We start from the raw sequence: 26,737 nt of genomic DNA, 5'->3' as shown, positions 1-26,737 counted from the left end.
CGACTGAGTTATGGTCCGTAGATCACCAGCTCGGAATCCGACAGATCGGCAAGCCGGGGGCAATGCGGGCCCTTGAAGTATTTGCGGCCGACCGCCCTGTAGATGCCGACGAGGCCAGCCACAGGGCCATTGGCGTCGAGCGCAATCGATATCCGGCCGTGCCGCAGCAAGAAGCGGCCGATGGCGCCGGCGCATACGACATAATCGGGCACATCGGGGCAATAGATCATTTGCATCGCCGGCAGCCTGATGCCGCCGGCGCGCATCTGCTGCAGGACGAACGGAAAGGCGCGGCCATCGGCGGCGCGGCAGACCAGGCAGAGGCAGCCGTAGGCTGCGTGACGCGCCAGCAGCGCAACGTCAGCCTCGGACAAGCCGTCGATCGCCTGCGTGTCCTGCCGGAAGATCTCCACGCGCATAGCCTTGACCGGATGCGACAGCGCCGGAAAGGAGAAGAACAAGCCGCCGCAATAGCGCTGGAATCCCTGCGCTTCGATGGTTTGCCAAGTCCATTCCGCCGGACTGATATTGACGTAGGTAACGTCCTCGTGGCGCTGCGCGACCTTGGTCAGCATCGGTGCGTAGGTGCGAAAGGCGGGTTCCACATACCAGCTGGAAAGACTGCAGCGGATGGAGGTGCTTCCACCATCGTTCCTTGCGGTGTGGATCAACAGCAGAGCACCGACGGGCGCCCGGTCGTGCTCGAGCATGTAGCCGAAGCGCGGGAAGCTGTCGGGCGTCTCGCGCACGGACAGGCGCCGGAGTCCGTCGATCCAGTAGTCGCGCGAACGGATCGGAAAGCCGCGTGTCAGAAGATCGGCGATGGCATCGAGATCGGCAATTCCTATCTCACGGCATCGGATCATGGTCCGAACTCTCACTCGTAGTATCCGAGCCGCCTCTTGCTGGCCGGGTTTGACGAGCGCGCCAGACGAGCGGATCGAGCGGCAACCAACTTGCGTCCGTGGCGATGCGCCGGATTTCCGGCGGCAGACAGGGTCGCTTCTCGGGCTCCCAGCGGCTTTGAGCGTCCGGCGCGCTGCGACACCATGTACAGCAACCAGTTGCGGTATATGCGCTGGGCCGGCAGATGCCAGACATTGCGCAGGTCCTTCGTCAGCCGGTCGACCGGAAACTCGGCAAAAAGCTCCGGGTTTCTGTCGGAAAGGGCTTTCTGCCGGAAAGCGATCATCATCTCTTCCGCGCCCTCGTTCAGATAGCCCGTCGGTATCGTCGGACAGATCTCGTTCTCTCCCCGGAGGAAGCGACCCATATCCCTGCGATATTCACCCAGCAGGCTCTGGGTTTCGTATTCCGGGTGCCCCTGGAAATGGACGAAAAGACTGTTCTTCTGCTGCTTGACGAAGCAATCGACGCCAGCGTCCGCCGACCAGGTGAGAACCGAATATCCGCAGTCCGAGAGATCCTCCTCCTGCACTTCGTTCCACCGGGCGTGCGGAATTCGGAAGGTCCTCGGCACATCTTGCATCAAGGGATGATGTCTCGTCTTTGTTTGGGCGAAGACACCGAAGCATTTGGTGGGGAGCTTGTGGCGCGTAACGCCGTCCAGGTGCAGGACGACCCCATGGACGGCCAGACAGGAAAACACCGACGACACCGTATTGTCCCTGGCCCAGTCAGCGATCTCGGCGAAGGTGGTCCAGTATGGCTCCTCCGTCAGACTGGCGGCTCTGGGTTCGGCGCCGGTCACGATCACTCCATCCAGATGCCTGTTCAGCAGATCGTCGATGCTGCGGTAGTAACGACGAACGTAATCGCGCCCCCATTCCGAACGGGGGGTCGCCTCCATCGTATAGAAATGCAGCCTGACGCAAAGTCGTCCGGAAGCCGCAGCCAGCAGGTCGAACAGCTGGCGCTCGGTCGACATCAAGGCAGCATCCGACATGTTGTTGATGAGCCCGATGTCGAGGCACTCCGCCCGGTTTCCCGACGACGCCGTCGCGTGGGCGCCTCTGCCCGGCGCTCGCGACAAGAGATGGTGCTCGTGTGAATCTACGTCGATCAAGACAGTCATGCGAGTGCCTTCATGCTTGACGAAACGTCAACGGCGCAAAGGGCCTGATCGAGATCCGCGACGATATCGTCGATGTGCTCAATTCCGACGCTCAGCCTGATCATCTCGGGCCGCACGCCGGCTCTGTCCTGTTCTCCGGGAGACATTTGCCGGTGCGTTGTCGATGCGGGGTGGCAGGCGAGCGTTTTCGCGTCGCCAATATTGACCAGCCGCTTGCAGAGCTTCAGCGCGTCGTAGAACCGCTTGCCCGCCTCGAAGCCTCCAGCCACGCCAAACGTCAGCAGCGAACACGCCTGACCACCTAGATACTTCTGCGTCAGCACGAAATATGGGCTGTCGTGAAAGCCGGCATAATTCACCCACTCGACGCGGCGGTCATTGCGCAGGAACTGCGCGACCTTTGCGCCATTCTCGACGTGCCGCTCGATCCGGAGCGCGACGGTCTCAATGCCCTGGAGCAACAGAAAAGCGTTCATCGGCGCCAGGACGGCGCCGGTGGTCCTCTGGGAGACGGCGCGGCAACGCGCAATGTAGGCGGCGGCGCCGTAGCGCTCGGTAAAGACCAGTCCGTGGTAGGACTGCTCCGGCTCGTTCATCATCGGGAAGCGCCGGCGATGCTCCGCCCACGGGAACCTGCCGCCGTCGACGATGATTCCACCGAGCGTCGTGCCATGCCCACCCATGAATTTCGTCAGCGACTCCACGACGATGTCTGCGCCGTATTCAATCGGCCTGAGCAGGATCGGTGTCGGCACCGTGTTGTCGACGATGAGCGGGACGCCGTGCCTGTGCGCGGCATCGGCCATCGCCTGGATGTCGCAGACGTTTCCGGCCGGATTCCCGACGCTCTCGCAGAACACCGCCCGCGTATTGTCGTCGATCAGCCTTTCGACGCTTTCCGGCCGGTCGTCTTCCGAAAAACGGACCGCAATGCCCTGCCTCGGCAGGATGTGCGCGAACAGCGTATGCGTGGTGCCGTAGAGCTGCGGAACCGAGACGATGTTGGAGCCCATCTCCGCGATGTTCACGACCGCATAGTTCACCGCGGCCTGACCACAGGCCACGCTGAGTGCCTCGATGCCTCCTTCCAGGGCGGCGACGCGCTTCTCCAGTACCGCGTTGGTCGGATTGCCGATCCGGGTGTAGCGGAAGCCGTCCACTTCAAGGTTGAAGAGCGCGGCTCCATGGTCGGCGCTGTCGAATGCGTAAGAGGCTGTCTGGTAGATCGGCACGGCAACGGCTTTCGTTGCCGGATCGCTTTCGAAGCCGCCGTGAATGGCGAGAGTTTCTCTCCTCATGGAGGCGCACCCTTCTGCTCTTCGAGCCCGGGCTAGCTCCCGACTTCCTTGGCGCATCGGTACTCCTCGAATGCAGGCGCTGTCCCGCGGTCGGTCTGCCCCAGGCCAAGCAGGTCCCGCACTGCGATCGGCCACTGAGCGACGTCTTTGCCGTGGGTATGGAACATGGCGACGGCGAGACGGTCCATTCCGAAGGCGACGCAGGCAGTGTGGGCCGGCTCGCCGGCCGCATCGACGATGCCCCAGGTGGTGCCGAAATGATCCCGGTGGTAGTTGAAGCTCATGCAGGCGGTCGGTCGCTCCTCGGAGCGCAGAGGCACCAGTAGTTCGAACTTCAGCGACAACTGCTTTTGGCTCACCGCCATCATCTGCCCAACCCGGCCGAAGAACGGGTCGTTGGCATGGTCGACCCTGAAGGTCAGCCCGAGATCCCGGGCGATCTTCTGCGCGCGTATGATCCAACGATCCCGGAACGCCGAGACGTGATCGGCACTGCCGATGCAGACGAATTCGCGCATCCTGAAGGACTGCAGCCGGTCGAGATGGCGCGAGGGTTCACGACGGAAACAGTCGGCGGCCACGTCGAAGCTCCAGCCGGCTGCCGGCACCGGCCCTCGGCTCGCCGCGATCGGATAGACCGGATAGCAGGCTGCCGGCGACAGCACGAGATCGGCCGGTGATAGCGATGCGGTCCAGTCGCCACCGGCATCGAAGCGGCTGATCGCCGCGTCGATCTCGCTTTCTATGCCGTGCAAGCCACAGACGCAGCCAAGAAGATTGGGAAAGCTCTTCAGATAGCCCGACCTCTCAAGCTGGGCGCGATTCATGACGGGCGGGAAGCGCATCACCTCGGCGTTCGGCTCGCGATTCCGCGAGATCACCGCCGCAATTCGCTCCACAACGTCTTCGTAGAGTGCGGTGCGGGCATAGACGCCGGGAGAGCCCATCTCGTGGAACAGCGCATCCGCAAGATGGTCCAGCGGATCGGCTGGAGGGGTAGTGGAGTCCGCGGATGCTTCGACAATGACCACGTTCATCAGGCCGTTTCCTTTTCAGAAGAAGATCAATCGCACAAAGAGTCCGGAACCGTGCTCATCAGCGTGGCGGTCCCCATGCTGGCGAGGATGCGATCGTTGTTGATCATGATCGGAGCGGAAAGCACGTCACGCAGGTGGCGGCCGATACTTACGTCGGTGTCGTTGCGGTATCCGGACAGGCCGCAGGCGCGCATCGCGTGCATGACGGTCGCAACCGCGAGTTCGGAGGCCTCCACCTTGAGAAGATTGATCGAGGACTGGAAGTCGACGGACGAGAGCGCGCGCACATCCCGTTCGCGGACTTCGAAGAAGTGGAGGTTCGCAGCGATGACGGCGCGCAATTTCGTCAGGCTCATTTTGGCGGCGGTGAAGTGCGCCGCGCCGGGAGGCATGTTGCCGCCCGATCCGCGGGCGGCCTTGCGGATGAAGAGCTGCGCCCGGTCCACCGCCGCAGCCGCGATCCCCGCCCAGACCGAGGACCAGCACAGATGGGCGACGGGCGTCATCGTCTGCGCATGGATCTTTTCGTATGCCACGGGGAATATCTGCTCCGCAGCGCCCCTGAAATTCAGCTTGAAACCGGCGCTGCAGGTCCCGCGCATGCCGAGCGTCTCCCACGCGAGAGTGGGCTCCAACGTATAGTCGTCACGGGTGATGGCCAGCAGCACCTGATCGGATCCGGCGGCCTCGTCCGAGCGGCGGGCGATGGTGATGATGCCGTCCGCCTCGGCGCCGTACGAAATCACCGTCGCATCGCGCACCAGCGAAATCTCGGTGCCGGCGCTCTCCACTGCGGCCGAACTGAAGCGTATGTTTCCGCCGTTCTGGCCTTCCGTGGTCGACGATGCCAGCAGCATCTGCTCGGCAGCCACGCGGCGCATGAGACTTTCGTGCCAGCCACTGCCCGCGCCGTGGCGAACCAGGCACGCGACCTTGGTCTGATGCATCGCGAAGATCATCCCGACCGAAGCGCAGGAGCGGCCGAGCGCGTAACACATATCGGCCACCTCGGAGATGGACGCAGCGTCTCCGCCGAACTCGACCGGAATCTGAGCGCCCAGAAGTCTCTCCTTGCGCGCCGCGTCGATCGCCTTCCGCGGGAAGCGCGCCTCGCGATCGACCGCCTCAGCCTCCGCCGCAGCGACCTGCGCGACATTTGCCGTTCGCTGCTGGAACGAGGGGCCTTCGGGAGAGAATGCTACTCGGCCAATTTCCGTGGCGACGTTGCGGAACTGAACTTCCTGCACAGTCATGGGCCAGAGCCTCCCGTTTCATGGTGGTCATGATTGGTCGATGCGAGCCAAATCGAGACGAATTCCGCTCCAAATCGACAACTAGCCCACTTCCGCTGGCGCGTCGTTGGCGCAGAAGTGGGTATCAGGAAGCTGTGACTCCCGGGCGAGGTACCTCCGAAGCAGAGCTGTTGGCCGCAGGAACAGTTGGGTATCGTCGCCCCGAATGTGATCACGCCTGGCCACGGCGGGAGACCGGCTGAAATGCACAACATTGCCATCAACGTTCAGAACCGCGTTCTATCGGTCGTCAGGAGCGTCCTGCAGCAGAACGCGATCACCGCCGATGTCCACCCGGAGTCGCGACTCGTGGATATCGGGCTCAGCTCGATGGGCATGGTCGAATTGATGCTCAAGGTCGAAGCCGAGTTCGATCTCATCCTTCCCCAATTCGAGATCACCCCTGAGAACTTCCGATCGGTAAAGGCAATGGAGCGGATGATCCTCAACCAGCTGGGATCCGGGTCCGGATGAAGCCAGTTGAACAGAGGTTCTGCTTCGACAACCAAGCGAGCAGCATCGAACCGGTGCGCGCGCACGTCGAGCCAGCTCAGCCGGATGATCACGTCCCGAAGAAAGCCGCGATCCAGCGGGCGACCAGCCGTGACGCTCCGCGGCGCAGACGGTCCGCCGCCAAGACCTGGCTGCAAGCCATCGCATTAACCACACGGATCGAAGCCCAGCCGCATCGGTTGTTCGCCGACATCGTGGAGGATTGGGCACAGCGTCAGCCCGGACGGCCCGCCTTGCTCGCGGATGGCCAATCCTTCACCTATGGCGAACTCGCTGCCCGGATCAACCGGTATGCGCGCTGGGCGCGGGACCTCGGCCTCCATGCCGGAGGCACCGTCTGCGTGCTGATGCCGAACCGGCCGGACTACCTCGCCTGCTGGCTCGGCATCAGCAGCGTCGGCGGGACGGCGGCGCTGATCAACACCAGGCTGGTCGGCCAGTCGCTCGCCCATTGTATCGACGTCGCTCATGCCGATCACCTCATCCTCGCCGCCGAATGCGTGGATGCGTTCGAGAGCTCGCGTCCGCACCTGCACCGCGTGCCGCAAATTTGGAGCCTCGACACCGGCGATCCCAGCGGCGATCTGGATGCGGCGCTCGCCGCCTTAGACCCACGCCCGCTGTCCTCCGCCGAACGTGGCGACGTCGCGATCGACCGACGCGCGCTCCTCATCTACACCTCGGGCACGACGGGCCTACCGAAGGCGGCGAACGTCAGTCATCGCCGCATTCTCGCCTGGGGCGGATGGTTTGCCGGACTGACGGACGCGTCCATCGACGATCGTCTCTACGATTGCCTGCCGCTCCATCACTCCGTGGGCGGCGTCGCCGCTCCCTGCAGCATGCTCTGCGCGGGCGGCTCGGTCGCGATTGCGGAGAAGTTTTCCGCTGGCAGCTTCTGGGACGACATCGAGCGTTTCGACTGCACCGTCTTCCAGTATATCGGCGAGCTTTGCCGCTATTTGCTGAAGGCGCCGGCGTCTGAACAAGAGCCGCGACACCGGCTGCGGTTGGCCGTCGGTAACGGATTGCGCGGCGACATCTGGGAGATGTTCGCCAACCGGTTCGCGATTCCGCAGATCCTCGAATTCTATGCCGCAACCGAAGGCAATTTCTCGCTGTTCAATGTCGATGGAAAACCGGGCGCGATCGGCCGGATCCCGCCGGTTCTGGCACATCGCTTTCCCGCCTCGATCGTCAAGATCGATGCCGACAGCGGCAGCCCGGTCCGGAGCGCCGCAGGACTCTGCATCGCCTGCGCACCTGGCGAGATCGGCGAGGCTGTCGGACGTATCGGCGCTGGCGATCGCGACGGCCGGCCTTTCGAGGGCTACACGGATCCCGAGGCAACCAGGAAGAAGATTCTGCACGACGTCTTCGCTGTGGGCGATGCCTGGTTTCGCACCGGCGATCTGATGTTGCGCGACGAGCAGGGGTACTTTCACTTCATCGACCGCGTCGGCGACACCTTCCGCTGGAAGGGCGAGAACGTAGCGACCAGCGAAGTGAACGACGCAATCAGGGACTGCACCGGCGTTCTCGACGCCTCAACCTATGGAGTTGCGGTGTCCGGGGCGGATGGCCGCGCCGGCATGGCGGCATTGGTGGTCGGCCGAGATTTCGACTTCGGGATACTCAGAGAACACCTTTCGTATCGGCTGCCGCGTTATGCAGTTCCAGTCTTCGTCAGGCTGTGCCGGGCGTTGGAGACGACCGACACCTTCAAGCAGCAGAAGCAGCGGCTGATCCGCGAGGGATTCGATCCTTCGGTGGTGGACGATCCGCTGTTCCTGCGTGATCCGGCGACCGGTGACTATCGTTCGATCGACCGGGCCGTCTACGCGCGCATCGTAAAGGGCGAAATCAGGCTCTAACACCGGCTCGGAAAGCCGAAATGTGAGGTGTATCATGTCGGTCAAATCGAAGATCTTCTCCGCGATGAAGCAGATCGCCGAAGAACAGAAAGTCACGCTTCCGCCGCTTGAGGACGATCTGTCGCTGAACGAAACCGGGTTCGATTCGCTTGCATTCGCCATCCTGGTCGCGCGGCTGGAGGACGAGCTTGGCATCGATCCCTTCACTGTCGCCGAGGACGCAGCCTTCCCGTCTACCCTCGGTGAGTTTGTCAGAGCCTACGAGAATGTTCCCGCCTGACATCATCGCGCTCCGCCAATATCTCGGCGCGGGGCCGAAGGACCGCACGATTTCCGATGCCCGGCACAGTGTATCGCTGACCGACATGATCCAGCACAGCTGCCTGGCTGGCGGACCGTCCGAGCTGTCCGGCCGCTCGGTGCTGCTTGCGACGTCGGGACAGCTGCTGTCCGCGCTAGCCATGATCGAGCTCGACGGCATTGCCCGCCGCATGCTCCTATGCCCGCCCGACCTGGATTGGGATTGCCTGCAGGTCCTGCTCGAGCGGGCCGATATCGACACCATCGTCACCGATCGGCCCTTGCACCGAAGCAGCGCTGGCAAGTACGTCGTTATCGGCGTCGACCTGCCCGAACGGAGGGCCATGGGATCGGAGGTTGATCGCACGACCGAGTGGCTGATGCTGACCTCGGGGACGTCAGGACTGCCGAAGATCGTCCGACACACGCTTGATGGGCTTTCTGGCGCGATTATCGCCGAGGGGCCCGCGCGCCACCGGAACGCAACCTGGACGACGTTCTACGACATCCGCCGCTATGGTGGCCTGCAGATTTTCCTGCGGGCCGTGATCGGCGGCGGATCGATGGTGCTTTCGGAGCCCGGGGAAGCCATTGCCGCCCATGTGGCGCGGCTGCGCGCGGGCGGCGTTACCCACATCTCAGGGACGCCGTCGCATTGGCGCAAGCTCCTGATGAGCGGCGCGTCCGCCAATTTCTCGCCAGACTATGTCCGCCTGTCCGGCGAAATCGCCGACCAGGCGGTGCTGGACGGCCTGGCCAGAGCATTTCCGCGTGCGTCAATCGGGCACGCCTATGCCTCGACCGAGGCGGGCGTCGGTTTCAGCGTGGACGACGGGCGCGAGGGTTTTCCTGCCCACCTGATCGGGCAGAATCACGCCGGCGTCGAGATGAAGGTGGTCGACGGCTCACTGCGGATCCGTTCCCGGCGTACTGCGCGCGCCTATGTCGGCGCCGATGCTCCGCCGCTCGCCGACACCGAGGGCTTCGTCGATACCGGCGACATGGTCGAGCTGCGCGGCGAACGATACCACTTCGTCGGCCGGCGAGGCGGCATTATCAACATCGGCGGGCTGAAGGTGCATCCGGAGGAGGTGGAAGCAGTGATCAACCGGCACGCGTCCGTCCAGATGTCGCGCGCGCGGTCGCGCAGGAGCCCGATCACCGGCGCCATTGTGGTCGCCGACGTCATCCTCACCAACGGTACCAATGCGGAGCGCCACGAGAGGATTCGCACGGAGATTCTCGGTCAGTGCAAAGATTGCCTGGCTGCATGGAAGGTGCCTGCGGTGATCCGCTTCGTCGAGCGGCTCGACGTCACCGCGGCGGGAAAACTGGCTCGCACCGATGCGTAACGTCATCGTCACAGGCGGCAGCCGCGGTATAGGTCTTGCCATCGCGCGCAGGCTCGCCGCATCCGGCGAGTATAATGTGATCGCCGTCGCGCGCCGCGAGAGCGAGGAGCTTGCAGCCGCGGTCCGCGAAGCGCAGCGACGCCTGCATTTCCGCGCCTGCGACCTTGCGGTGACCAACGCGATCCCGGCCTTCGCAAAATCGCTGCGCGACGAATTCGGCGCGATCTACGGCCTCGTCAACAATGCCGGGGTCGGTCCCGACGGACTGCTGGCGACCATGCACAATTCCGATATCGAGGCCTTGATTCGCTTGAACGTATTGTCGCCCATGATCCTGACCAAATACGTGGCGCGCCATATGATGGCCGACGGCGCGGGGCGGATCGTCAACATTTCCTCCATCGTCGCCTCGACCGGCCACAGCGGTTAGTCCGTGTATGCCGCGTCCAAGGCCGCGGTTGTCGGCTTCACCCGCTCGCTGGCCCGGGAAGTTGGCAGGGTCGGCATCACAGTGAACGCGATCGCACCCGGCTTCATCGAGACGGAATTGACCAGGTCCCTGGACGACGAAGGCCGTCGACGCATCGCTCGCCGCAGCGCATTGCGCCACCTGCCCGAAGCCGACGACGTCGCTTCCGTGGTCGAATATCTTCTCGGTGAAGGCGGCCGGAACATCACCGGCACCGTGGTGACGGTCGACGCCGGTAACACTGCCTGAGCGCCGGGAATCGGGCATTCGCCGTCGAGGGCGACCTCTCCTCTCGGCTCAAAGGTACTCGAAGTCGACCTGGCCTGACGGCAGGCTGGGCACTTCAATTCGGCGATAGCCCCTTCAGATACTCAAGCATCGTGTTGCAGGCCTTCTCCGCCTCCGCGAAGGTTGAAAACGCCGAACCGCCAATCTTGATCGCGCCGTTACCCCGATAGAGCGGTCGCCACGACGCCACGTAGCCGGCACGTCCGTGAAAGCCGGCACCGGCAGGCGTCTCATACGTGATCACAAAGGAAAAGCCGTCGCCGGCCGCACTCCAGATTTCCATGTCCTCGACGGCACGGTGAAACAGAAGGGACATCAAGATGCGCCCGCGCACTCGCTTTCAGCTCAACGACAGAGTTCCGGTCCTGACGGCAGGCCGTCAGGAGGGAACGACCCTGACCACTGGGGGGGCAGGAAGGTAGGGCCAGGGCCGTCGCTCCGGATGTGCCGAGATCCAATCGGCACATCTCTGCGATCATGTCTGGAGCCGTTCGTCATAGCCCGCGACTACGTTTTACCTGACAGCGGACAAACTGCGATCGACCCAGAGCCGCAGATGACGAATAAAGTACACTTCCCGCCGGACGCCTTGGCTGCGATTTTGGATCAGGCGCCAGGCCTGAGGGACTACCCCATTAGGTATCCCGGACATCGACCTCGCCAATCAAGCGGCGCTTGAAATCAGGCTTCAGCCCCTAACACTACTTGTTCCAGTCGAATGGTTGCGTTGCCGGGGCGCCGCCGTGACAGACGCAGCTTCATCACCGGCATCTTTCGGATCGGGTCGCTGCATCCAATAGAGCCGCCTGCCCATTGCAGTGGGAGCGTCGACCGGGAATGGTGGTGCGTGACGAGCCTCTCCTCAGCGCTCCCCACTCGTCGGACTCAATCCTGAGTCTTCTCCCGCGGGGCGGTCGCGCGATCATGTTGCGAGATGGCGAGGGCCGCGAGCACCGTCCGATTGCTGATTTCCAGTTTTTGGAAGATGTTGTGCAGGTGCACCTTGATGGTGCCGTCGGTAGTATTCAACCGGCGCCCGATTTCCTTGTTCGACAATCCTTCGGAGACCAGCCGCATGATCTGACGCTCGCGTTCCGTCAGCGCGGTCAGTCCGGTCTCCGAAGTCATGCCCTGCTCGCGCGACACGATCGAGTCGGATGGGGTCGATGGCAGCACGTTGTGACCATTGGCGATATGCCGCAACGACTGCACCAGAGCCTCGGGATCGGTATTTCTCAGGATGATACTGCAGGTCACGGGCGTCGCCGAGAACACCAGTTCGCAATCCTCACTCGCGACGAAAAACACCAAATGCGTCGAACGATTTTCTGAATTGACGGTCGAAAGAATTTTCGCGGCGGCGAGCTCGGGCATTGCGGGATCGACAATCGCCATATCGGGCGCCAAGCTCCGGATCGCTTCGATGCAGCTTGCGGCATCGCTACAAGATGCAACGATATTGAAATCGGCCGCGGCGCCGAGCACCTTGCTCAGCCCCTCCAAGACCACCGGATGCCGGTCAGCAATGACTACACTGATACGTCGCATTACGCGCTCCTCAGCCAGTCCCCCCAACATAAACTCCGCGCACCTTCTTCTGTTTCACCCACACCATACAGCATACATGCAACGCTGGAATCGCAGCATAGCATACAAGCAATGTTGGAATCGCAGCGCAATACTTAGGTTAATCCAAGCCCGGATCTGTTCGCTTCCCGTATCTTCACGCAGCAATGCAACGCGAATGCCCGTAAGACTCCGGTGATCTGACGAGGGCGAGCAAGCCCCCAGCACCCATCCAGTCCGCCTAACGGCGTAATCCTCAACGGTGCACCCTTCGATATTTCCGCAACGTTCAATATATACCGCGCCGTTAACTCGCTCGCAGAATGCGTTCGCTTATACCTAGTATAGAAAAGCGAGTACAACCAACAAATCTTTCAATGTTGAATGAACATCCTCACCTAATTCACGCAGAGGCTGCGCCGGAAGGCGGGTTTTTATACCGCAATTACACGGGTATACGCAGTCCCGCGTCTATAACCAACGGTATATAGGGCGATCGCGAATTCGCATCTAACATTCATAAAAGCTTAAGCACGATGGATTGCTCGAAATCCACCAACGAGACGAGGCAAAGAACGCCAGACCAGAACGGAGGAACACGATCGAGGTAGCTCAATATACCTAAAAACCACAAGTCATATCAGTTCAACCGCCCATCGCTGTTGTGTCATTGCGTAGTAGGCTGGAGGGTAAAATGAGGAGGCGGCAGTCTTGCGAGACCGTTCTTATTGGAAAGAACGTTTTGATTAGAGAAGGTATTGCTAAAATCCTGCACGCGGCAAATTTTCACATCCCGGCCTCAGTATCGAGCCCCGAGGAATTGCCGAACTCACTTCAAGCAGAGAAATTGATGTTCCTCATCGTCCATACCGGCGATGGCTTCAATGTCGCGATAGAACAAATCGGATTCGTGAAAGATAGGTACCCGGACGCGCGCATCGCCATCGTGTCCGACAATTATCGACCAGTCGATCTTGCCTCAGCATTTCGAGCAGGGGCCAACGGATACTTCGTGAACGTCAATTCGTGCGACGCGTTCATCAAATCCGTCGAACTCGTGACGATGGGCGAGACCGTCTTCCCGCCTGCATTCCTGTCATTCGCCCTTGATGCCGGTCGCGATCGCGAGCCTGAAACGGCGGAGCCCGGCGAATGCAGACAAACCATCCTCGCTGCTGCGGACGAAGCGATCCTGCCGCAGCTCTCTCCCCGAGAAAAGGCAATTCTATCCTGCCTTATCGAAGGCGATTCCAACAAGTGCGTTGCCAGGAAGATCAATATCGCCGAGGCGACCGTGAAGGTTCACGTCAAGGCGATCCTGCGCAAGATCAGGGTCCAGAACCGGACACAGGCCGCGATCTGGGGAATGAACCACGGGTCGCTGGTACGGCCGGCAAACGATCGCGCCCCCTCAGCCGTCGATGCGGGCAGAGGGATCGCCAAGCCCATCGAGGTGATCTCCGAAATGGCGCAGCTCAACGAGCCGGCGCCATTGGTTCCTCACTCCAGCCACGTCGTGGTACCCCGTATCGACAGTCTGCTCCGCAAGGGCGTCGACTCAGGAGCTCACGCCGCGGTACGGCTCTACAAGTAGATGCAGGGACTCGTGAACGGCCCCATCGCGGAGTGAAGCTGCGACACTTTCGTCGACTCCGCGACGGCCAGGCGCCCGACAGCAGATTCCCTGCTGCTCTTGCATGCATAGCACTCGAGGTCGTGCGGACACTCTCGTCGGCCTCGGGTTGACGACGCGGACTGCGGGAGCGGGCTCTTTACCGCTCTCGCAGCGATTCCTGCTTGTACCTCGCCAACGGCGAGAGAAGATAGCTGATGATCGTGCGCGCGCCGGTCTTGACCTCGACCGTCACCGCCATGCCGGGACCGAGCTTGACGAGCTTGTCCTCCACCTGCATGTGCGTGCGGTCGAGTGAAATCCGCGTCGCATACTCCAGCTCCTGCCCTTTCGGCTCGCTGCTGCCTTGCGCCGTGCCCGACGCGCGGTCGTTCGGTCCGCCCTGCCTGTCCCGCGTGATGGCGTCGGTCGACACGCTGAGCACGTCCCCATGCAGGAGCCCATAACGCGTGAAGTTGAACGTATCGATCTTGATCTCCGCCTTCTGTCCGGGATGGACGAAGCCGATGTCGCGGTTGGAGAGCATGGCCTCGATCTCGAGCTGACTCTCGCTTGGAACCACGATGGCGAGTGACTGCGCCGGCGTCACCACGCCGCCCACCGTGTGAACGGCGAGTTGCTGAACGACGCCGTCCACCGGCGCGGTCAACTGCTGAAGCTTCGTGCGCCGATCCGCCTTGACCACTTCCTGCGCGGCGCTCGCCGCCTTCTGCTCGGCTTTCGCGAGTGCGTCATAGGTGGCACGCCGATACTCCGCGGCAGTCCTTTCCTTCGTTTCTTTCAGCAGGGCGATGGCGGCGTCGGCTTCGCCGAGCCGGCTCTGCTGGAGGACCAGATCCTGCTGAAGGCCGACCAGCTCCTGATACTCGGAGAGATAGACAACCCGCGAGGCCAAGGCCTTGTCGACCAGAGTCTTGCGAATATCGACCCGCTCCTGGAGCACCGGTATCGTCGCCTGGAGCTTCGCCACGCTCGCCGATGTGGTCGCCCGCTCCGCTTCCTTCTGACCCTGCTGGCGCTCGATCTCCGCAAGCTTGGCGCCCTGCTCGGCGCGCTGGCTGATCAGAAACTGGCGATGCATCTCGATCTCCGCGGCGCTTGCGCCCTGCGGTGATCGGAAGGCGGCAAGCGGATCGCTGGTGAGCGCTGCTCGCAGCCGCGCGACGTCGAGTTCGGCCGCAACAAGATCGCTTCTCTGGCGCTCCTGATCGGCGTCCGTCATCGTCGGGTCGAGCTCGATCAGCACATCGCCGGCCTTGACGCTCTGTCCGTCACGTACGTGAATGGCGCGAACAACGCCTGTCTCGAACGGCTGGATCAGCTTGGTGCGTCCGCCGGGCACGATCTTGCCCGTCGCAGTAGCGACGATGTCGACGCTGCCCAACGATGCCCACAACAGCGCGACGCAAAAGACCGCGATGATGCTCGCCCCGATCGCGCGACCGATCGGCGACGGCGGCGATTCGGTGATCTCGAGTGCCGCCGGCAGAAACGCGATCTCGTGCTCGCGCCGTCGGACCTCGGCTCTCGGAAACGGAACGATATTCCGGTTAGCGGACGTCATGGATACCGGCCTGCAGATAGTGGAGATTTGCGTAGCGCCCGTTCGAGCGAATGAGTTCGTCGTGGCTGCCGTCCTCGACGATGCGGCCATGCTCGAGAGTGATGATCCGGTTCGCATTGCGCACGGTAGAGAGCCTATGAGCGATGACGATGACAGTCCGGCCGGCGGAGATCCTTTTCATGTTCTGCTGGATGGCGCGCTCGCTTTCGTAGTCGAGCGCACTGGTAGCCTCGTCGAGGATAAGGATGCGGGGGTTGGTAATGAGTGCGCGAGCGATCGCGACACGCTGGCGCTGCCCGCCGGATAGACTGCTGCCGCGCTCGCCCACGATGGTGTCGTAGCCCTCGGGCAGCTCCAGGATGAAGTCGTGTGCGCCGGCGAGTGATGCCGCCTCGATGACGCGCTCCATGGGCATGGACGGATCGGCGAGTGCAATGTTCTCGCGGATCGAGCGATTGAAGAGCACGTTCTCCTGCAAGACCACGCCGATTTGGCGCCGAAGCCAGGTCAGGTCGACCGTCGCGAGATCGACGCCGTCGACCAGCACGCGTCCGCTCTCCGGCACGTAGAGACGCTGGATCAGCTTGCCGATGGTGCTCTTGCCCGAGCCCGAAGAGCCAACGATACCGATGACCTGGCCGGGCTCGATGCCGAAGGACACATCGTGCAGCACCTCGGGGCCGTCGACGCGGTAGCGGAAGGTCGCGTGCTCGAATACGACCTTGCCGCGGATCGCCGGCAGCGCGGCGCGGGCCGAACTGAAGCTTGGCTCCGGGATGGTGTTGAGAATGTCGCCGAGACGATCGACCGACAGCCGGGCCTGATGGAAATCCTGCCACATCTGCGCGAGCCGAAGCACCGGCATGCTTACCCGCCCCGCCAGCATGTTGAACGCGACGAGCTCTCCGACGGTCAGGTCGCCGCCGATCACGAACTTGGCGCCGAAGTAGAGCGTTGCGGCCGTGACCAGCTTGTTGATCATCTGGACCGCTTGGCTCGCCGTGTTGTTCAGGCTGAGTACGCGGAAGCTCGCCCCCACGTAGCCGGCGAGTTGCTCCTCCCAGCGGCGTTGCATCTGCGGCTCGACTGCCATCGCCTTCAGCGTCTCGACGCCCGTGACGCTTTCGACCAGGAAGGACTGGTTCTCCGAGCCGCGATTGAACTTCTCATCGAGGCGGCGGCGAAACAGCGGCGCGGCGCCGGCGGAAATTCCGATGTAGAACGGGAACGACGCCAGAACGATCCACGTCAACGCGGCCGAATAGTAGAACATGACCGCAAGGAAGACGACAGTGAACAGAAGATCGATGACAAGGGTGAGCGCCGAGCTCGTCAGGAACTGGCGGATGTTCTCAAGCTCGCGAACGCGTGCGACCGAATCGCCGACGCGGCGTGTCTGGAAATATGCGATCGGCAACGCCATCAGGTGACGAAACAGCCGGGCGCCGAGCTCGACGTCGATGCGGTTCGTCGTGTGCGCGAACAGATGGACGCGCAACGTGCCGAGAACGGTCTCGAACAAGGTCAACGCGACGAGACCCGCGACCAGGACGTCGAGCGTGCTGATGCTTCGATGCACGAGTACCTTGTCGATGACGACCTGGAAGAACAGCGGGGCGACGAGGGCAAAGACCTGAAGGAAGAACGACGCGATCAGCACTTCGCCGAGAAGACGGCGATACTTGTGGACCGCACCGAGAAACCAGCCGATATCGAATCGCCTGGACAGATCCGTCAGGGCCGCACGCCGGGTCATCAGGATGATGTCGCCATCCCAGACGGCCTCGAGTTCGGCCTGCGTCATGGATTCGGGTCGGGAAGACAATGGGCGCTGAACGAGAATCTTGTCGTCGATGACCTTGCCCAGGACCAGGAAGCTGCCGTCGCGCAGCGCGGCGATCGCCGGCAACGGTGTGACGGAAAGCCTGTTCCAGCTTGACCGCTGTGCCCGCGCCTTGACGCCGAACTCCTTGGTACAGCGCAGGATTTCGGTCACACCGATCCGCGAGGTGCCCATGCGATGGCGAATTTGCTCCGGGTCGGCCGCAATGCCATGGCAACGCAGCAATATCGCCATCGCAATGAGTCCCGACTCATCGCCATCCGCAGGCCCAGGACCCGGCTCCTGGACGGGCATATCGCGACGTTCGGCGGACCGTGCAGAGGCCAGTGCATCGCCGGCGAGCGCAACCAGATCACGCCCGCGCGCAATCAGACCGGCAAACGCATGCTGCGCGCGACCGGCGAGGCCATGAGATCCGGCCAGGAGCAAGCGGCCGTCCCAGATTTCTTCAAATTCCGCACGCGGCATCAGCTTCGGATGTGCCGAGGTCGGATGCAGCACAAGCGCGGCGTCGTCCTCGACCTTCCCGAGCAGCAGGAAGCCGCCATCGCGCAGCGCTGCGATTCCGGGCAGGCCGATGCCTGCAAGCTGTTTCCAATGTGTCGTGCGCGAACCGACCTTCAGTCCGAAATCGCGGGCGCAGCGAAGCATCGCACGGATGCCGATTGCGCTCTCTCCGCAACGGTCGCGGAGCTGGTCGGGCTCGGCGTTCACGCCATGAAGGCGCAGGAACAGAGCAAGGGACCGAAGCCCGAGATCTGCGGCATGGGCATTTCCATTCTGGATCGCCATTTAGTACTCAACCCTTCGCGGCTACCGGCCGCGTATGATGTTCCTTCTCATGCATTCCCAAATATTGACGGGGCCGCACCCAGGCGCTGAGCCTGGGTGCGGCTCGGCCTTAGTGTTGCGGTCGGGCCAGCAACGAGTCGTGCCCCCAACCGGTCGCCTGCGACAGAGCCGCCACGAACTGACCGGGATCCACGTGGCCGGTGTGAGCGGCCAAGTACTGGTTCAGCAGCGCAAAGCTCTGGCTTGCGAACGACGCCATCGTGGTGCCGGTCGCAGCCGGATGATCCGCCGCCATGATCGGATGGGCAGCGGTGGTTGCCAGGGTGCTGGCGGCCGGGTCAAAGTGCTGCCGGAGCAGCGCAAAGCCCTGGCTTGCCATGGACCCCGTGCTTGCAGCGGCCGTGTGCTGATGATCCGTGGACTCGGTCGTCTGCGAGGTCGTCGGGGCCACGGCCGTCGTGGTGGTAACAGGCTGCTGATTCGTCGCGGTGTGGTGGTGGTGGTGCGACGACGTCGTCGTGGTCGTGGTCGTCGCAGGTCGGGGATCCACCACGGTGATGGTCTGCGGCGAGGCCGTCGCAACCGCACCGGTGGTCGGATCCTTCGCACTTGCAGTCAGCGTGAGCGTTGCGGTCGGATGGGCGCCGCCACGATAGTACGAGTGCAGTTCCAGTCCGCTGTCGACCTGCGCAGCCGTCAACGTGATGTTATCTCCACGGAACGTCTGACCGTCGAGCTTGTCGGTGATGGTCTCGTACCTCGGCAACCCCGTGATGTTTACCGTCACCTGATCGTTGGAGTCGGTCGTCGTCACCTTGGTCCCGAGATCAACCTTGCCGCCTCTTCCGGCCACCCAGAGCGAGTGATCCGCGACGGTGAGGACCGGCTTGGTCGCTGACGGCGTCGGTGGTGTCGTCGGCGTGGTCGGCGTCGTCGGCGTGGTCGGCTGGGTCGGCGTCACCGGTGCCGTCGAAACCGCCAGGCCGGAGAAAGTCTTCACCGCAGCCGACAGGTTCGCCGCAATTCCGCTCGCGTCCTTGATGGCCGTACCGCTCGGCAGATTCACGCCGGTGATGGCGAGCGCCGAGGTGCTGGTGTCGGTCGACGCCACAGTCGTTTTGAAGGTGAGCGTACCCGTGCCCGAGCCGCCAAAGTAGGTGGCCTTGCTGCCGTCATTGAGCGACAGCGTGGGCGTGCCTGTTACCGTCACGGCCTCGTTGAAGGCGAGCGACAGCGTGATCGTGTCTCCGACGTGCTCGGTACCCGTTCCCGGAGTGGCCGTGGCCTGGGTTACCGCCGGCAAGATCGGGTCGATCTGGAGACCGGTGAACGTCTTCACCGCACCCGACAGGTTCGCCGCAGTACCGCTCGCGTCCTTGATGGCCGTACCGCTCGGCAGGTTCACGCCGGTGATGGCGAGCGCCGAGGTGCTGGTGTCGGTCGACGCCACAGTCGTTTTGAAGGTGAGCGTACCCGTGCCCGAGCCGCTGACATAGGTGGCCTTGCCGCCGTCATTGAGCGACAGCGTGGGCGTGCCTGTTACCGTCACGGCCTCGTTGAAGGCAAGCGACAGGGTGATGACATCGCCGGCATGCTCGATGCCCGTTCCCGGAGAGGCCGTGGCCTGGGTTACCGCCGGCTGGACCGACGGCGTCGTCGGTGTCGTCGGCGTAGTTGGGGCTGGGAGAGATCCTGTGGTTATCGTCAAGTTTCGGAAATCGGCGGCCATAACTTCGGGTGAGGTATGCCGATAGAGCCCTTCTTCCCAATACGTGCGAGAACCATAGCCCAACGGGCCGTTGTAGTTCACAACCTGATTCCCGTTGATGTAGACGTCCAGAAACCCGCTGCTGTTGTTGGCTACGCTGGTCTGTATCTGAATATTGTAATACTGGCCGCGCACAATGGGATTGGGGTCGGTCCACAGCGTCCTGGTGGTGACGCTGCCCGTCGCGGGGTTCCCGTATCGGGCCACGACTGCCATATGTTCGCCCTGCATTTCGATCGCGAAGGGAGGCGAGGTGGACACACCAAGGTCACCGTCATTGCTGTGCAGTTCCGCAGTCACAAGCCACGGCGCGGTGTTCGTGGCGCCGGGCTCCACCATGAACTGATAGGAAATGTTGGTGGGCATGCCGACCGCAATCAGATTGTTCATCTGAACCTCGGAGCGATCGATAGTCGAGCCATCGAACCAGGCCGGATCACCTGCGTGAATTTCGAAGCGCAGGGTCTGGCTGTCGGGCTCGGTCAGGCTGTAGCTCTCGCCCGCCGTCTGGACGTTGTAGGGGTTGCCGTCGATATACAGATTGCTTTGCGGCTGAGACGTAAACGACGTGATTGTGCCGGCCATTCCATTATCCTTTTACCGTTGAAGACAGGGAATTCCATCGCCGCGCATCACGAGGCGCACGACGTACCGCATGCTCGGAGTGCGTGACACTGCGAGCCGATTCCAAAGCAGCGGGATTTGATAGTGCCCCCCCAACTGCTGGGGTCGCTGGTTAATTAGGAAGTATGGCGAAAAAAGCCTCAAAATGTGATTTATACCCATGTATAGAGCCTCCTTGTTCCCTTCTTGATGATGACGAGTGGTGGGAGAACTCGAACGGGGCGGTCGTCATCCTCGCGAGTGTCGGAGTGTCGGATCTTCCGTGCCATCCCAATGGTCTAACGCCGGGGCGGACCTCGAAATTGCGATCGTCGCCAAGCTCCTTGCTTGCGCATGGGCTGTTTCGCAAATCCCATTATAGTTTTCCCGATCACGCCTCTCCTCGCTACTTTCATAACTTCGCTGCAGCAACGTCGGCGCGGTATCGCCCAGGCGGCGCCTTAACGCTTGATCTTCGAGCAATCGGTTATGCGCATGGCAAGCGCCTCGGCGTGCCCCACAAGTGACAGGAGCCCGTTGGTTCGTGAGCAACGGCTTCATCGACAAATGGGAGCGTGAGAATATCGGTCTGCTGGAGCTGCGCACGGTTTCCGCAGGGCCGAGTCAGCTTGGGAAGTCTACGCATCAGCGATTTTGAGCCATTGAGCCTGATCGCGGGTTTGCTCAATTTCGACGCTTCCAGCTATGGTCGCGGTCCAGTCACTCACCAATACCCGCTCTTCCATCCCTGGTTACCAGTCGCTTGGGCTTGCGCCAAGATTTCCGCGTCCATCGACTGTATCGATGATGGGATCCGTAAGGCGAAGACGTTACTGCTCAGTTGGACTCCGCGGGCAGGACAGACCGTGGCCTGTTATAGTGACAGCCTGACAACACACGATTGCTAAGCATTCCAGCGGTTGGCCCGGACGTTCGCCCGACCTGCTCTACTTAACATTAGCCGCCTTTCTCGAGATTCGTACTGCCCCGCCGCCTCAACGCCGCGGCGACCAACTAGCGGCAACCGACCTTCGCGCCGCACCAGCCAGCTGCGTGGAGGCTTGCGAGCCTCCGCAGCGATCGCGGCTGTATTCGAGCTCCGCTTCTCACGCCGCGGGATCAGGCGGCCGGCGACGACCCCGAATCTGTTCAACACGGACTTACTCACAATTGGGTAGCCACTCAGCCCCAGGTACCAACCCTTCTGCTTTCACTTGCTCAGCAGGCCCTGGGCTATCATCGCTTTGATGAGAATAGAGGTGATCAGACTTGCTGCGCCGCCTGCACGGCGGTGAGCGGAGGGTGGCGATGCGTGCGTCATTTCTGGGGTGCCCCATTGATGTCCTGACGATGGCCGATACGGTCGAGCTCGCGCGCACAGCAATGCATAGCCAGCAGCGTTTGCAACATGTTGCGCTCAACGTCGCCAAGTTAGTCAGCATGCGCTTTGATCCGGTGCTCGCTGCCGACGTCGCTAGCAGTGATGTGATCAGCATTGATGGCATGGGCATAGTGTGGGGAGCTCGTGCAATCGGGCTGCCGGTCCAGTCGCGCGTGACCGGCATCGATCTGCTCAACGAGATTCTTGCACTATGTGAAAGGGACGGCTTCAAACCGTATCTTCTCGGAGCGACGCCTGGTGTGTTGCAACAGGCCGCGCGGCGAGTCCTCGACAAGCATCCCTCGATCGCGTTCGCTGGCCTCAGGGACGGCTACTTCACACGCGAGCAGGAGGCCCAAGTGGTCCGCGAAATTCGGTCTAGTCGCGCCGACTGCCTTTTTATCGGCATGCCTTCGCCGCGCAAGGAGCGCTTTCTCGCGTCGTATCGCGATACGCTCGGTATACCTTTCATCATGGGTGTCGGTGGTTCGTTCGATATTCTTGCCGGCGCGGTACGGCGGGCGCCAGTTCGCATGCAGCACCTCGGGCTCGAATGGCTTTACCGCGTCTATCAGGAGCCAGGACGCATGTGGTGGCGATATGCCAAGACCAATACATTGTTCGCCGGCATTCTGGCCCAAGCCATTGTACGCCAGAGGTTGGGCATAGCACCGCGAGAAAACATTGGGCTGCCGCCTCGAGCGGATGTAGGCCATTCAGTCCAAGGTGTTCATCAAGCCCCGCTAACGTACTCACCAAGCCGCGAACGGCACACTGCTATGCCTTAATTGGAGTCGACGCCGCCGGCCCGCGCTAATGCGAGCGATCTCTCGTCGAGTAACCGTGTTTCAGCCTTCTGACCTTCAGTTTGATTGATAGCTCAAATCGGAGCGGTAGCCAGAAACAAGCATATGACCTGACGAGTAGCATCAAACTATCGTCCAGATAAGGCATCTTGCAATGTGTGGGATCTTCGGATGGGTTCTCGGGCCCGCGAAGCATCAGGATCGCGACACTCTCATCAAGCTTACCGATTTGATGTTACATCGGGGGCCGGACGGCTCAGGCTACCGGCTTTACGAAACGGCGGAGCGATATCAAATCGGCTTTGGCCACCGCCGGCTTTCCATCATCGACATCGGTGGCGGCGCCCAACCGATGGCGACCGAGGATGGCCGCTTTAGCTTGGTTTTCAATGGCGAGATCTATAATTACCTTGAGCTGCGGAAGCAGCTCGTTTCTCTTGGCCATCACTTTCGTACGGACTCGGATACCGAGGTGCTGATCGAGGCATATCGGGCCTGGCAACTCGACTCGGTGCGCAGATTGCGCGGCATGTTCGCCTTTGCGCTGTGGGACGACGCTGAGCAGCGGTTGGTGCTTGCCCGCGATGCCTTTGGCAAGAAGCCACTGTTTCTCGCCGAGGCGCAAGGGGCTGTTCTCTTCGGCTCAGAGATTGAGCCGCTCGTTCAGTTCCCGGGCTTCAGCCGCGCCTTAGATTCCGATGCGCTCGGCCACTATCTTCTTAATCGCTATGTTCCGGGGCCGTCGACGTTTTTTCAGTCGGTGAAGAAACTACAGCCTGGTCATTGTGCGGTATGGCAAAATGGCATGTTGAAGTCGACACGCTATTATACGCCGCCGTTCGCGACGACGGTGCCGGACGTCAAGGAGTTCAACGATGCAATTCGATTATTCGAAGGTGCGTTCGACGAGGCCGTCCGAATTCGCATGCGCAGCGACGCGCCGTACGGCGCTTACCTTTCGGGTGGCATCGACTCGTCGGCGGTCGTGGCAACCATGGTCAAACACAGTACGGAGCCGGTGCGGACGTTCTCGGTAGGCTTTCGGGAGGCCGGATATTCGGAGCTCGATCACGCGCGGGTCATTGCAGGTCAGTTCGGTACCATTCACAATGATCTGATTGTCGAGCCTGGCGCGTTCATGGACCATTGGTCGACCGCCATCCTTCGTCGCGGTGCTCCGGTGAGCGAGGCGTCTGACATCCCGATTTTCATGCTTTCGGAAATGGCTTCTCGTAGCGTGAAGATGGTACTTACGGGAGAAGGCGCCGATGAGCTGATGGGTGGATATCCGAAGTATCGGGCCGAGCGATGGATCGGCCTCTATCAATGGCTCATCCCGCACCTGTTGCACGAGCGGCTGATCCGTCCGCTAGTCCGCTCGCTGCCGTATGGCATGAGGCGTGCAAAAATTGTTGCGCTGGCCGCAGGCGAGCGCGATCTCGCAAACCGTATGAGAGTATGGTTCGGCGGTCTTTCGGTCGGCGAAAGTGAAGCAATGCTGGGGCGACTGCTTTCAGCAACCCCGCCCGACCTGTTTCCGTATTCGTCGCAGATTGGATCCAGCCTGCGACGTATGTTGTTCTTCGATCAGACGTCTTGGCTTCCGGATAACCTTTTGGAACGCGGCGATCGAATGATGATGGCAGGATCAATCGAGGGCCGGATGCCGTTTATGGATACGGTGCTGGCGGGCGTCGTGGCTAGATTCCCGGACGACTTTCTGACCGGGGGCAAGGGAGGCAAGAGAGTTTTGCGGGCGGCGATGGACAAGATTCTGCCCTCGGAAATCATACGGCGGAAGAAGATCGGCTTCCGGGTACCGATCGAGGAATGGTTCAGGGGTCCCTATCGTGAGTTCTTGCGGGACATGCTGGTGAGCGAAACGTCCTGCGTGGCACAAATGGTAAGCGGCGATAGGCTCCGTCAACTTGTAACGGAGCACCTTGACGCTCGGCAGAACCACGAAAGACTTCTTTGGTCGTTCGTGAATCTCGAGATCTTCTTGCGTGCGTTCAAGGTGGCATCATGAGAATGGTCTACCTGGCGCTTCGAAGGCAGCAACGACGAAACGTGGGACGACCGCCACTACGACGGGGGCCAACCTCACAGGCCCGCCGTTTCGGGCCGATCCCCGTTAGGCCAGCACGATCGCGGCCTCTCGTTATGGTGGAATCTAGCGACGACATGCAGGTGAGACGATTCTTTTGAGATCCGCTTTGGGACGAGTTGCCTGGTACCGAGACCGTCTGGCGGCAATGAACACGTCGGAGATCGTCCACCGGGTAGTCGAAACCGCCGCCAAGCAAATCGGGCGCCGGCACAACGGCGGCTGGGATAGGATCGAACCATTTGGTCCACTAGCGGCGATACCTGGCGTTGGTGCCCGGATTCACGCGTTGCCTTCGGACTTGTTGGCTCTCATAGCCAGCGAGGCCGACAGGGTCCGTGCCGGGAACTTTGACCTTCTCGGTGCTCGCTGGCCGACGCCTTCGGCGATCCCCCCGACTCCGAGCTTCTGGCGTATCGATCCCGAGGACGGCGAACCCTTTCCGCAATGGGACGCCTATACCTTCGATATCTCGTTTCGGCATGGAATAAACACGCGAGAGATGAAGCGCGTCTGGGAGCTCAACCGACTGCAATTTTTGGTACCTCTCGCCGCGGGGGCAGTGCTGGAGAACAGCAACGCGTCCATGCTTTTGACCGGCATGATCGGATCATGGATGGCGGGCAATCCACCCTTTCGTGGGCCCACCTGGACCTCCGGCATCGAACTCGCACTCCGTGTCATTTCAGTCGCAATGGCGCTCTCCATCGCCGGGATTGATAGCCTCGACAGTGTAGAACGTCGGGCCGCGCTTCGCTTCTTCTTTGCGCATGTCGATTGGATACGACGCTTTCCATCGCTCAATTCGTCCGCCAACAATCATCGCATCGCCGAGCTTGCGGGACTGATTGTGGGTTCTATCATGGCGCCAGGATTTCCAGGTGCAGTCGCTTTGCGCGAGAATAGCTGGCGCGCGTTGCTTGCCGAGATTGATCGGCAACTTTATCCGGATGGTGTGGGTGCCGAACAAGCAGCCGGCTACTCTGCATTTTCGATTGAGCTGCTCCTCGTTGCGGCTACTGCACTCGGACGCGAACGCAGCTTGCCGGCAATAACCGTGGATCGGCTTTCGGCATGGGCTGAGCATTCCCTTTGGTTGATGGACGCTGGCGCCAAAGTGCCCGCGATCGGCGATTTTGATGACTGCCGGGTTATTGCGACAACACAGGCGCCTGAACCGAGATATGTTTCGTCCATTGTAGCCGCTGTCTCGGATTGCGTCGGCCGCCAGCATCTTGCTCCGCCGGCCAAGGATCCGAGCATCCGTGATGCCATTCTAGGGTCCGCGAAGGCATCGCCAAGACAACTCGTTGGAGTACGCTCATTTCCGATCGGGGGCTACTCGGTCATCCGAAGCAAGCAGAAAGATCCCGTCGTACTCACGTTCGATCACGGACCGATCGGCTATCTGTCGATTGCTGCGCATGGTCATGCGGACGCGCTTTCCATTTGGCTCTCCGTTGGCGACCAGCCCGTTATCGTAGATGCAGGAACGTATCTTTATCACTCAAGCAGGGACCTGCGGGACCTGTTCAGGGATACCGCGGTCCACAACACGCTGCGGCTCGATAGTGTTGGATCAAGTCGCCCATCTGGACCATTCAACTGGGGGAGCAAGGCGAATACGCGCCTCATATCGTCCGAAGACACGCCGGTTGCGCGGATCGTGGCAGAACACGACGGATACCTTGCGCAATATGGCGTGAAGCACCAGCGGACAGTAGAATTTGATGGCTCATCGCGGTTCACGATCATCGACGAACTTCTCGAGGGCGCCGAAGATAGAAGCGTTACCGTATCGTTTCTCCTGGACCCGGCCTGCCGTTCAACAATCGAGCCGGATCCGCGCGGGGTGATGATCGCCCATGACAATCGTCAAATCATTCGAGTCGCAAGCGCCGGCCCATTGAAGCCGAGAGTGGTTCGCGGCGACCAAGCAACGGGCCGTGGGTGGCTGTCGCCGTCTTTCGGCGTCCGCATGCCTACCGATCAAATCCTTTTCGAGGGCCGTCTCGACAAGCCTTCGACTATCACAATTGACGTCCTCGATAGCGTGGTGGCGTCGTGCTGAAGCACATCCCGGGTTGGTCAAAGAGCGGGCGCATCCCTGTGGCACCAGGCAGGTCAGCAGGGCGCCGACGCACCTCACGGTGTGTCCGGCCTTTTGACAGCAATGAGGGCGCCCTCGGCTCCCGGAAATCGCCTGGTCGAGATGC

18 protein-coding genes and 1 pseudogene are annotated in these 26,737 nt (G+C 61.6%); 9 read left to right on the top strand and 10 right to left on the bottom strand.

Going from position 1 to position 26,737, the window contains the following annotated elements; all coding sequences use genetic code 11:
- Window positions 1–8: 8 nt before the first annotated feature.
- Genes E4K65_RS28775 through E4K65_RS28755 form a run of 5 tightly spaced genes read right to left on the bottom strand, consistent with a single transcriptional unit; the run spans window position 9 to window position 5,623 of the window.
- Window positions 9–866 carry an acyl-CoA acyltransferase gene (locus E4K65_RS28775; RefSeq protein WP_167771241.1) on the bottom strand — a complete coding sequence of 286 codons (858 nt, stop codon included), beginning with the start codon at window positions 864–866 and terminating at the stop codon, window positions 9–11.
- An 11-nt stretch (window positions 867–877) separates the two neighbouring features.
- Window positions 878–2,035, bottom strand: a complete 1,158-nt coding sequence (gene metA / locus E4K65_RS28770) for a homoserine O-succinyltransferase MetA (protein WP_135176995.1) — start codon at window positions 2,033–2,035, stop codon at window positions 878–880.
- Window positions 2,032–3,333 carry an O-acetylhomoserine aminocarboxypropyltransferase/cysteine synthase family protein gene (locus tag E4K65_RS28765; protein ID WP_135177062.1) on the bottom strand — a complete coding sequence of 434 codons (1,302 nt, stop codon included), beginning with the start codon at window positions 3,331–3,333 and terminating at the stop codon, window positions 2,032–2,034. Before E4K65_RS28765 ends, metA begins: the two co-directional genes overlap by 4 nt.
- Window positions 3,334–3,365: 32 nt before the next feature.
- Window positions 3,366–4,370 (bottom strand): amino acid--[acyl-carrier-protein] ligase, encoded by a 1,005-nt coding sequence (locus tag E4K65_RS28760; protein ID WP_135176994.1) that lies wholly within the window; start codon window positions 4,368–4,370, stop codon window positions 3,366–3,368.
- Window positions 4,371–4,396: 26 nt separating this feature from the next.
- Window positions 4,397–5,623: an acyl-CoA dehydrogenase family protein gene (locus E4K65_RS28755; protein ID WP_135176993.1), complete on the bottom strand. Its 1,227-nt coding sequence runs from the start codon at window positions 5,621–5,623 to the stop codon at window positions 4,397–4,399.
- Between the two features lie 243 nt (window positions 5,624–5,866).
- Between E4K65_RS28755 and E4K65_RS28750 the strand changes: the two genes are divergently transcribed.
- The 5 genes and pseudogenes from E4K65_RS28750 to E4K65_RS28730 all read left to right on the top strand — a co-directional run bounded on the left by E4K65_RS28750 (window position 5,867) and on the right by E4K65_RS28730 (window position 10,419).
- On the top strand, window positions 5,867–6,136 hold the full coding sequence (locus E4K65_RS28750; protein ID WP_027546415.1) for a phosphopantetheine-binding protein: 270 nt from the start codon (window positions 5,867–5,869) through the stop codon (window positions 6,134–6,136).
- A complete protein-coding gene (locus tag E4K65_RS28745) occupies window positions 6,133–8,049 on the top strand; it encodes a long-chain-acyl-CoA synthetase (RefSeq protein ID WP_135176992.1) in 1,917 nt (638 codons plus the stop codon). The genes E4K65_RS28750 and E4K65_RS28745 overlap by 4 nt, the downstream gene beginning before the upstream one ends.
- A 34-nt stretch (window positions 8,050–8,083) precedes the next feature.
- The gene (locus E4K65_RS28740) at window positions 8,084–8,329 is read left to right on the top strand and encodes an acyl carrier protein (RefSeq protein WP_027546417.1); all 246 of its coding nucleotides are present in this window, start codon (window positions 8,084–8,086) and stop codon (window positions 8,327–8,329) included.
- Window positions 8,316–9,701 carry an AMP-binding protein gene (locus tag E4K65_RS28735; protein WP_135176991.1) on the top strand — a complete coding sequence of 462 codons (1,386 nt, stop codon included), beginning with the start codon at window positions 8,316–8,318 and terminating at the stop codon, window positions 9,699–9,701. The genes E4K65_RS28740 and E4K65_RS28735 overlap by 14 nt, the downstream gene beginning before the upstream one ends.
- Window positions 9,694–10,419 (top strand): annotated as a pseudogene (locus E4K65_RS28730) (SDR family NAD(P)-dependent oxidoreductase). The gene E4K65_RS28735 and the pseudogene E4K65_RS28730 overlap by 8 nt, the downstream one beginning before the upstream one ends.
- Before the next feature lie 94 nt (window positions 10,420–10,513).
- Here E4K65_RS28730 and E4K65_RS28725 read toward each other — a convergent pair.
- On the bottom strand, window positions 10,514–10,774 hold the full coding sequence (locus tag E4K65_RS28725) for a hypothetical protein (protein ID WP_027546420.1): 261 nt from the start codon (window positions 10,772–10,774) through the stop codon (window positions 10,514–10,516).
- A gap of 569 nt (window positions 10,775–11,343) precedes the next feature.
- Window positions 11,344–12,006 carry a LuxR C-terminal-related transcriptional regulator gene (locus tag E4K65_RS28720; protein ID WP_135176990.1) on the bottom strand — a complete coding sequence of 221 codons (663 nt, stop codon included), beginning with the start codon at window positions 12,004–12,006 and terminating at the stop codon, window positions 11,344–11,346.
- A gap of 712 nt (window positions 12,007–12,718) precedes the next feature.
- On the opposite strand from E4K65_RS28720, the gene E4K65_RS28715 reads away from it, so the two are divergent.
- The gene (locus E4K65_RS28715) at window positions 12,719–13,618 is read left to right on the top strand and encodes a LuxR C-terminal-related transcriptional regulator (protein ID WP_060908458.1); all 900 of its coding nucleotides are present in this window, start codon (window positions 12,719–12,721) and stop codon (window positions 13,616–13,618) included.
- A 178-nt stretch (window positions 13,619–13,796) separates the two neighbouring features.
- Here E4K65_RS28715 and E4K65_RS28710 read toward each other — a convergent pair whose 3' ends face one another.
- From E4K65_RS28710 to E4K65_RS28700, 3 genes are all read right to left on the bottom strand, one after another.
- On the bottom strand, window positions 13,797–15,221 hold the full coding sequence (locus E4K65_RS28710) for an HlyD family type I secretion periplasmic adaptor subunit (protein WP_135176989.1): 1,425 nt from the start codon (window positions 15,219–15,221) through the stop codon (window positions 13,797–13,799).
- Complete coding sequence (locus E4K65_RS28705) at window positions 15,208–17,856, bottom strand: type I secretion system permease/ATPase (RefSeq protein ID WP_135176988.1); 2,649 nt, start codon at window positions 17,854–17,856, stop codon at window positions 15,208–15,210. Before E4K65_RS28705 ends, E4K65_RS28710 begins: the two co-directional genes overlap by 14 nt.
- Before the next feature lie 109 nt (window positions 17,857–17,965).
- Complete coding sequence (locus E4K65_RS28700) at window positions 17,966–20,209, bottom strand: heparin lyase I family protein (RefSeq protein WP_135176987.1); 2,244 nt, start codon at window positions 20,207–20,209, stop codon at window positions 17,966–17,968.
- Window positions 20,210–21,496: 1,287 nt separating this feature from the next.
- Between E4K65_RS28700 and E4K65_RS28690 the strand changes: the two genes are divergently transcribed.
- From E4K65_RS28690 to E4K65_RS28680, 3 genes are all read left to right on the top strand, one after another.
- The gene (locus E4K65_RS28690) at window positions 21,497–22,396 is read left to right on the top strand and encodes a WecB/TagA/CpsF family glycosyltransferase (RefSeq protein WP_235885761.1); all 900 of its coding nucleotides are present in this window, start codon (window positions 21,497–21,499) and stop codon (window positions 22,394–22,396) included.
- 172 nt (window positions 22,397–22,568) lie between these two features.
- Window positions 22,569–24,443, top strand: coding sequence for an asparagine synthase (glutamine-hydrolyzing) (asnB, locus tag E4K65_RS28685; RefSeq protein ID WP_135176986.1), 1,875 nt, complete (start codon window positions 22,569–22,571; stop codon window positions 24,441–24,443).
- 226 nt (window positions 24,444–24,669) lie between these two features.
- The gene (locus E4K65_RS28680) at window positions 24,670–26,592 is read left to right on the top strand and encodes a heparinase II/III family protein (protein ID WP_135176985.1); all 1,923 of its coding nucleotides are present in this window, start codon (window positions 24,670–24,672) and stop codon (window positions 26,590–26,592) included.
- The last annotated feature ends 145 nt before the right edge of the window (window positions 26,593–26,737 follow it).

The organism is Bradyrhizobium niftali, assembly GCF_004571025.1.
GTDB classification, from domain to species: domain Bacteria; phylum Pseudomonadota; class Alphaproteobacteria; order Rhizobiales; family Xanthobacteraceae; genus Bradyrhizobium; species Bradyrhizobium niftali.
This window is presented reverse-complemented; position numbering and strand designations above follow the sequence as displayed.

Excerpts from the sequence above, each read along its gene's own strand:
- metA (WP_135176995.1), bottom strand. The coding sequence starts at position 2,035 with ATGACTGTCTTGATCGACGTAGATTCACACGAGCACCATCTCTTGTCG.
- E4K65_RS28720 (WP_135176990.1), bottom strand. The coding sequence starts at position 12,006 with ATGCGACGTATCAGTGTAGTCATTGCTGACCGGCATCCGGTGGTCTTG.
- E4K65_RS28745 (WP_135176992.1), top strand. The coding sequence starts at position 6,133 with ATGAAGCCAGTTGAACAGAGGTTCTGCTTCGACAACCAAGCGAGCAGC.
- E4K65_RS28705 (WP_135176988.1), bottom strand. The coding sequence starts at position 17,856 with ATGGCGATCCAGAATGGAAATGCCCATGCCGCAGATCTCGGGCTTCGG.
- E4K65_RS28750 (WP_027546415.1), top strand. The coding sequence starts at position 5,867 with ATGCACAACATTGCCATCAACGTTCAGAACCGCGTTCTATCGGTCGTC.
- E4K65_RS28740 (WP_027546417.1), top strand. The coding sequence starts at position 8,084 with ATGTCGGTCAAATCGAAGATCTTCTCCGCGATGAAGCAGATCGCCGAA.
- asnB (WP_135176986.1), top strand. The coding sequence starts at position 22,569 with ATGTGTGGGATCTTCGGATGGGTTCTCGGGCCCGCGAAGCATCAGGAT.
- E4K65_RS28735 (WP_135176991.1), top strand. The coding sequence starts at position 8,316 with ATGTTCCCGCCTGACATCATCGCGCTCCGCCAATATCTCGGCGCGGGG.
- E4K65_RS28755 (WP_135176993.1), bottom strand. The coding sequence starts at position 5,623 with ATGACTGTGCAGGAAGTTCAGTTCCGCAACGTCGCCACGGAAATTGGC.
- E4K65_RS28700 (WP_135176987.1), bottom strand. The coding sequence starts at position 20,209 with ATGGCCGGCACAATCACGTCGTTTACGTCTCAGCCGCAAAGCAATCTG.
- E4K65_RS28710 (WP_135176989.1), bottom strand. The coding sequence starts at position 15,221 with ATGACGTCCGCTAACCGGAATATCGTTCCGTTTCCGAGAGCCGAGGTC.
- E4K65_RS28715 (WP_060908458.1), top strand. The coding sequence starts at position 12,719 with ATGAGGAGGCGGCAGTCTTGCGAGACCGTTCTTATTGGAAAGAACGTT.
- E4K65_RS28680 (WP_135176985.1), top strand. The coding sequence starts at position 24,670 with ATGAACACGTCGGAGATCGTCCACCGGGTAGTCGAAACCGCCGCCAAG.
- E4K65_RS28725 (WP_027546420.1), bottom strand. The coding sequence starts at position 10,774 with ATGTCCCTTCTGTTTCACCGTGCCGTCGAGGACATGGAAATCTGGAGT.
- E4K65_RS28775 (WP_167771241.1), bottom strand. The coding sequence starts at position 866 with ATGATCCGATGCCGTGAGATAGGAATTGCCGATCTCGATGCCATCGCC.
- E4K65_RS28765 (WP_135177062.1), bottom strand. The coding sequence starts at position 3,333 with ATGAGGAGAGAAACTCTCGCCATTCACGGCGGCTTCGAAAGCGATCCG.
- E4K65_RS28760 (WP_135176994.1), bottom strand. The coding sequence starts at position 4,370 with ATGAACGTGGTCATTGTCGAAGCATCCGCGGACTCCACTACCCCTCCA.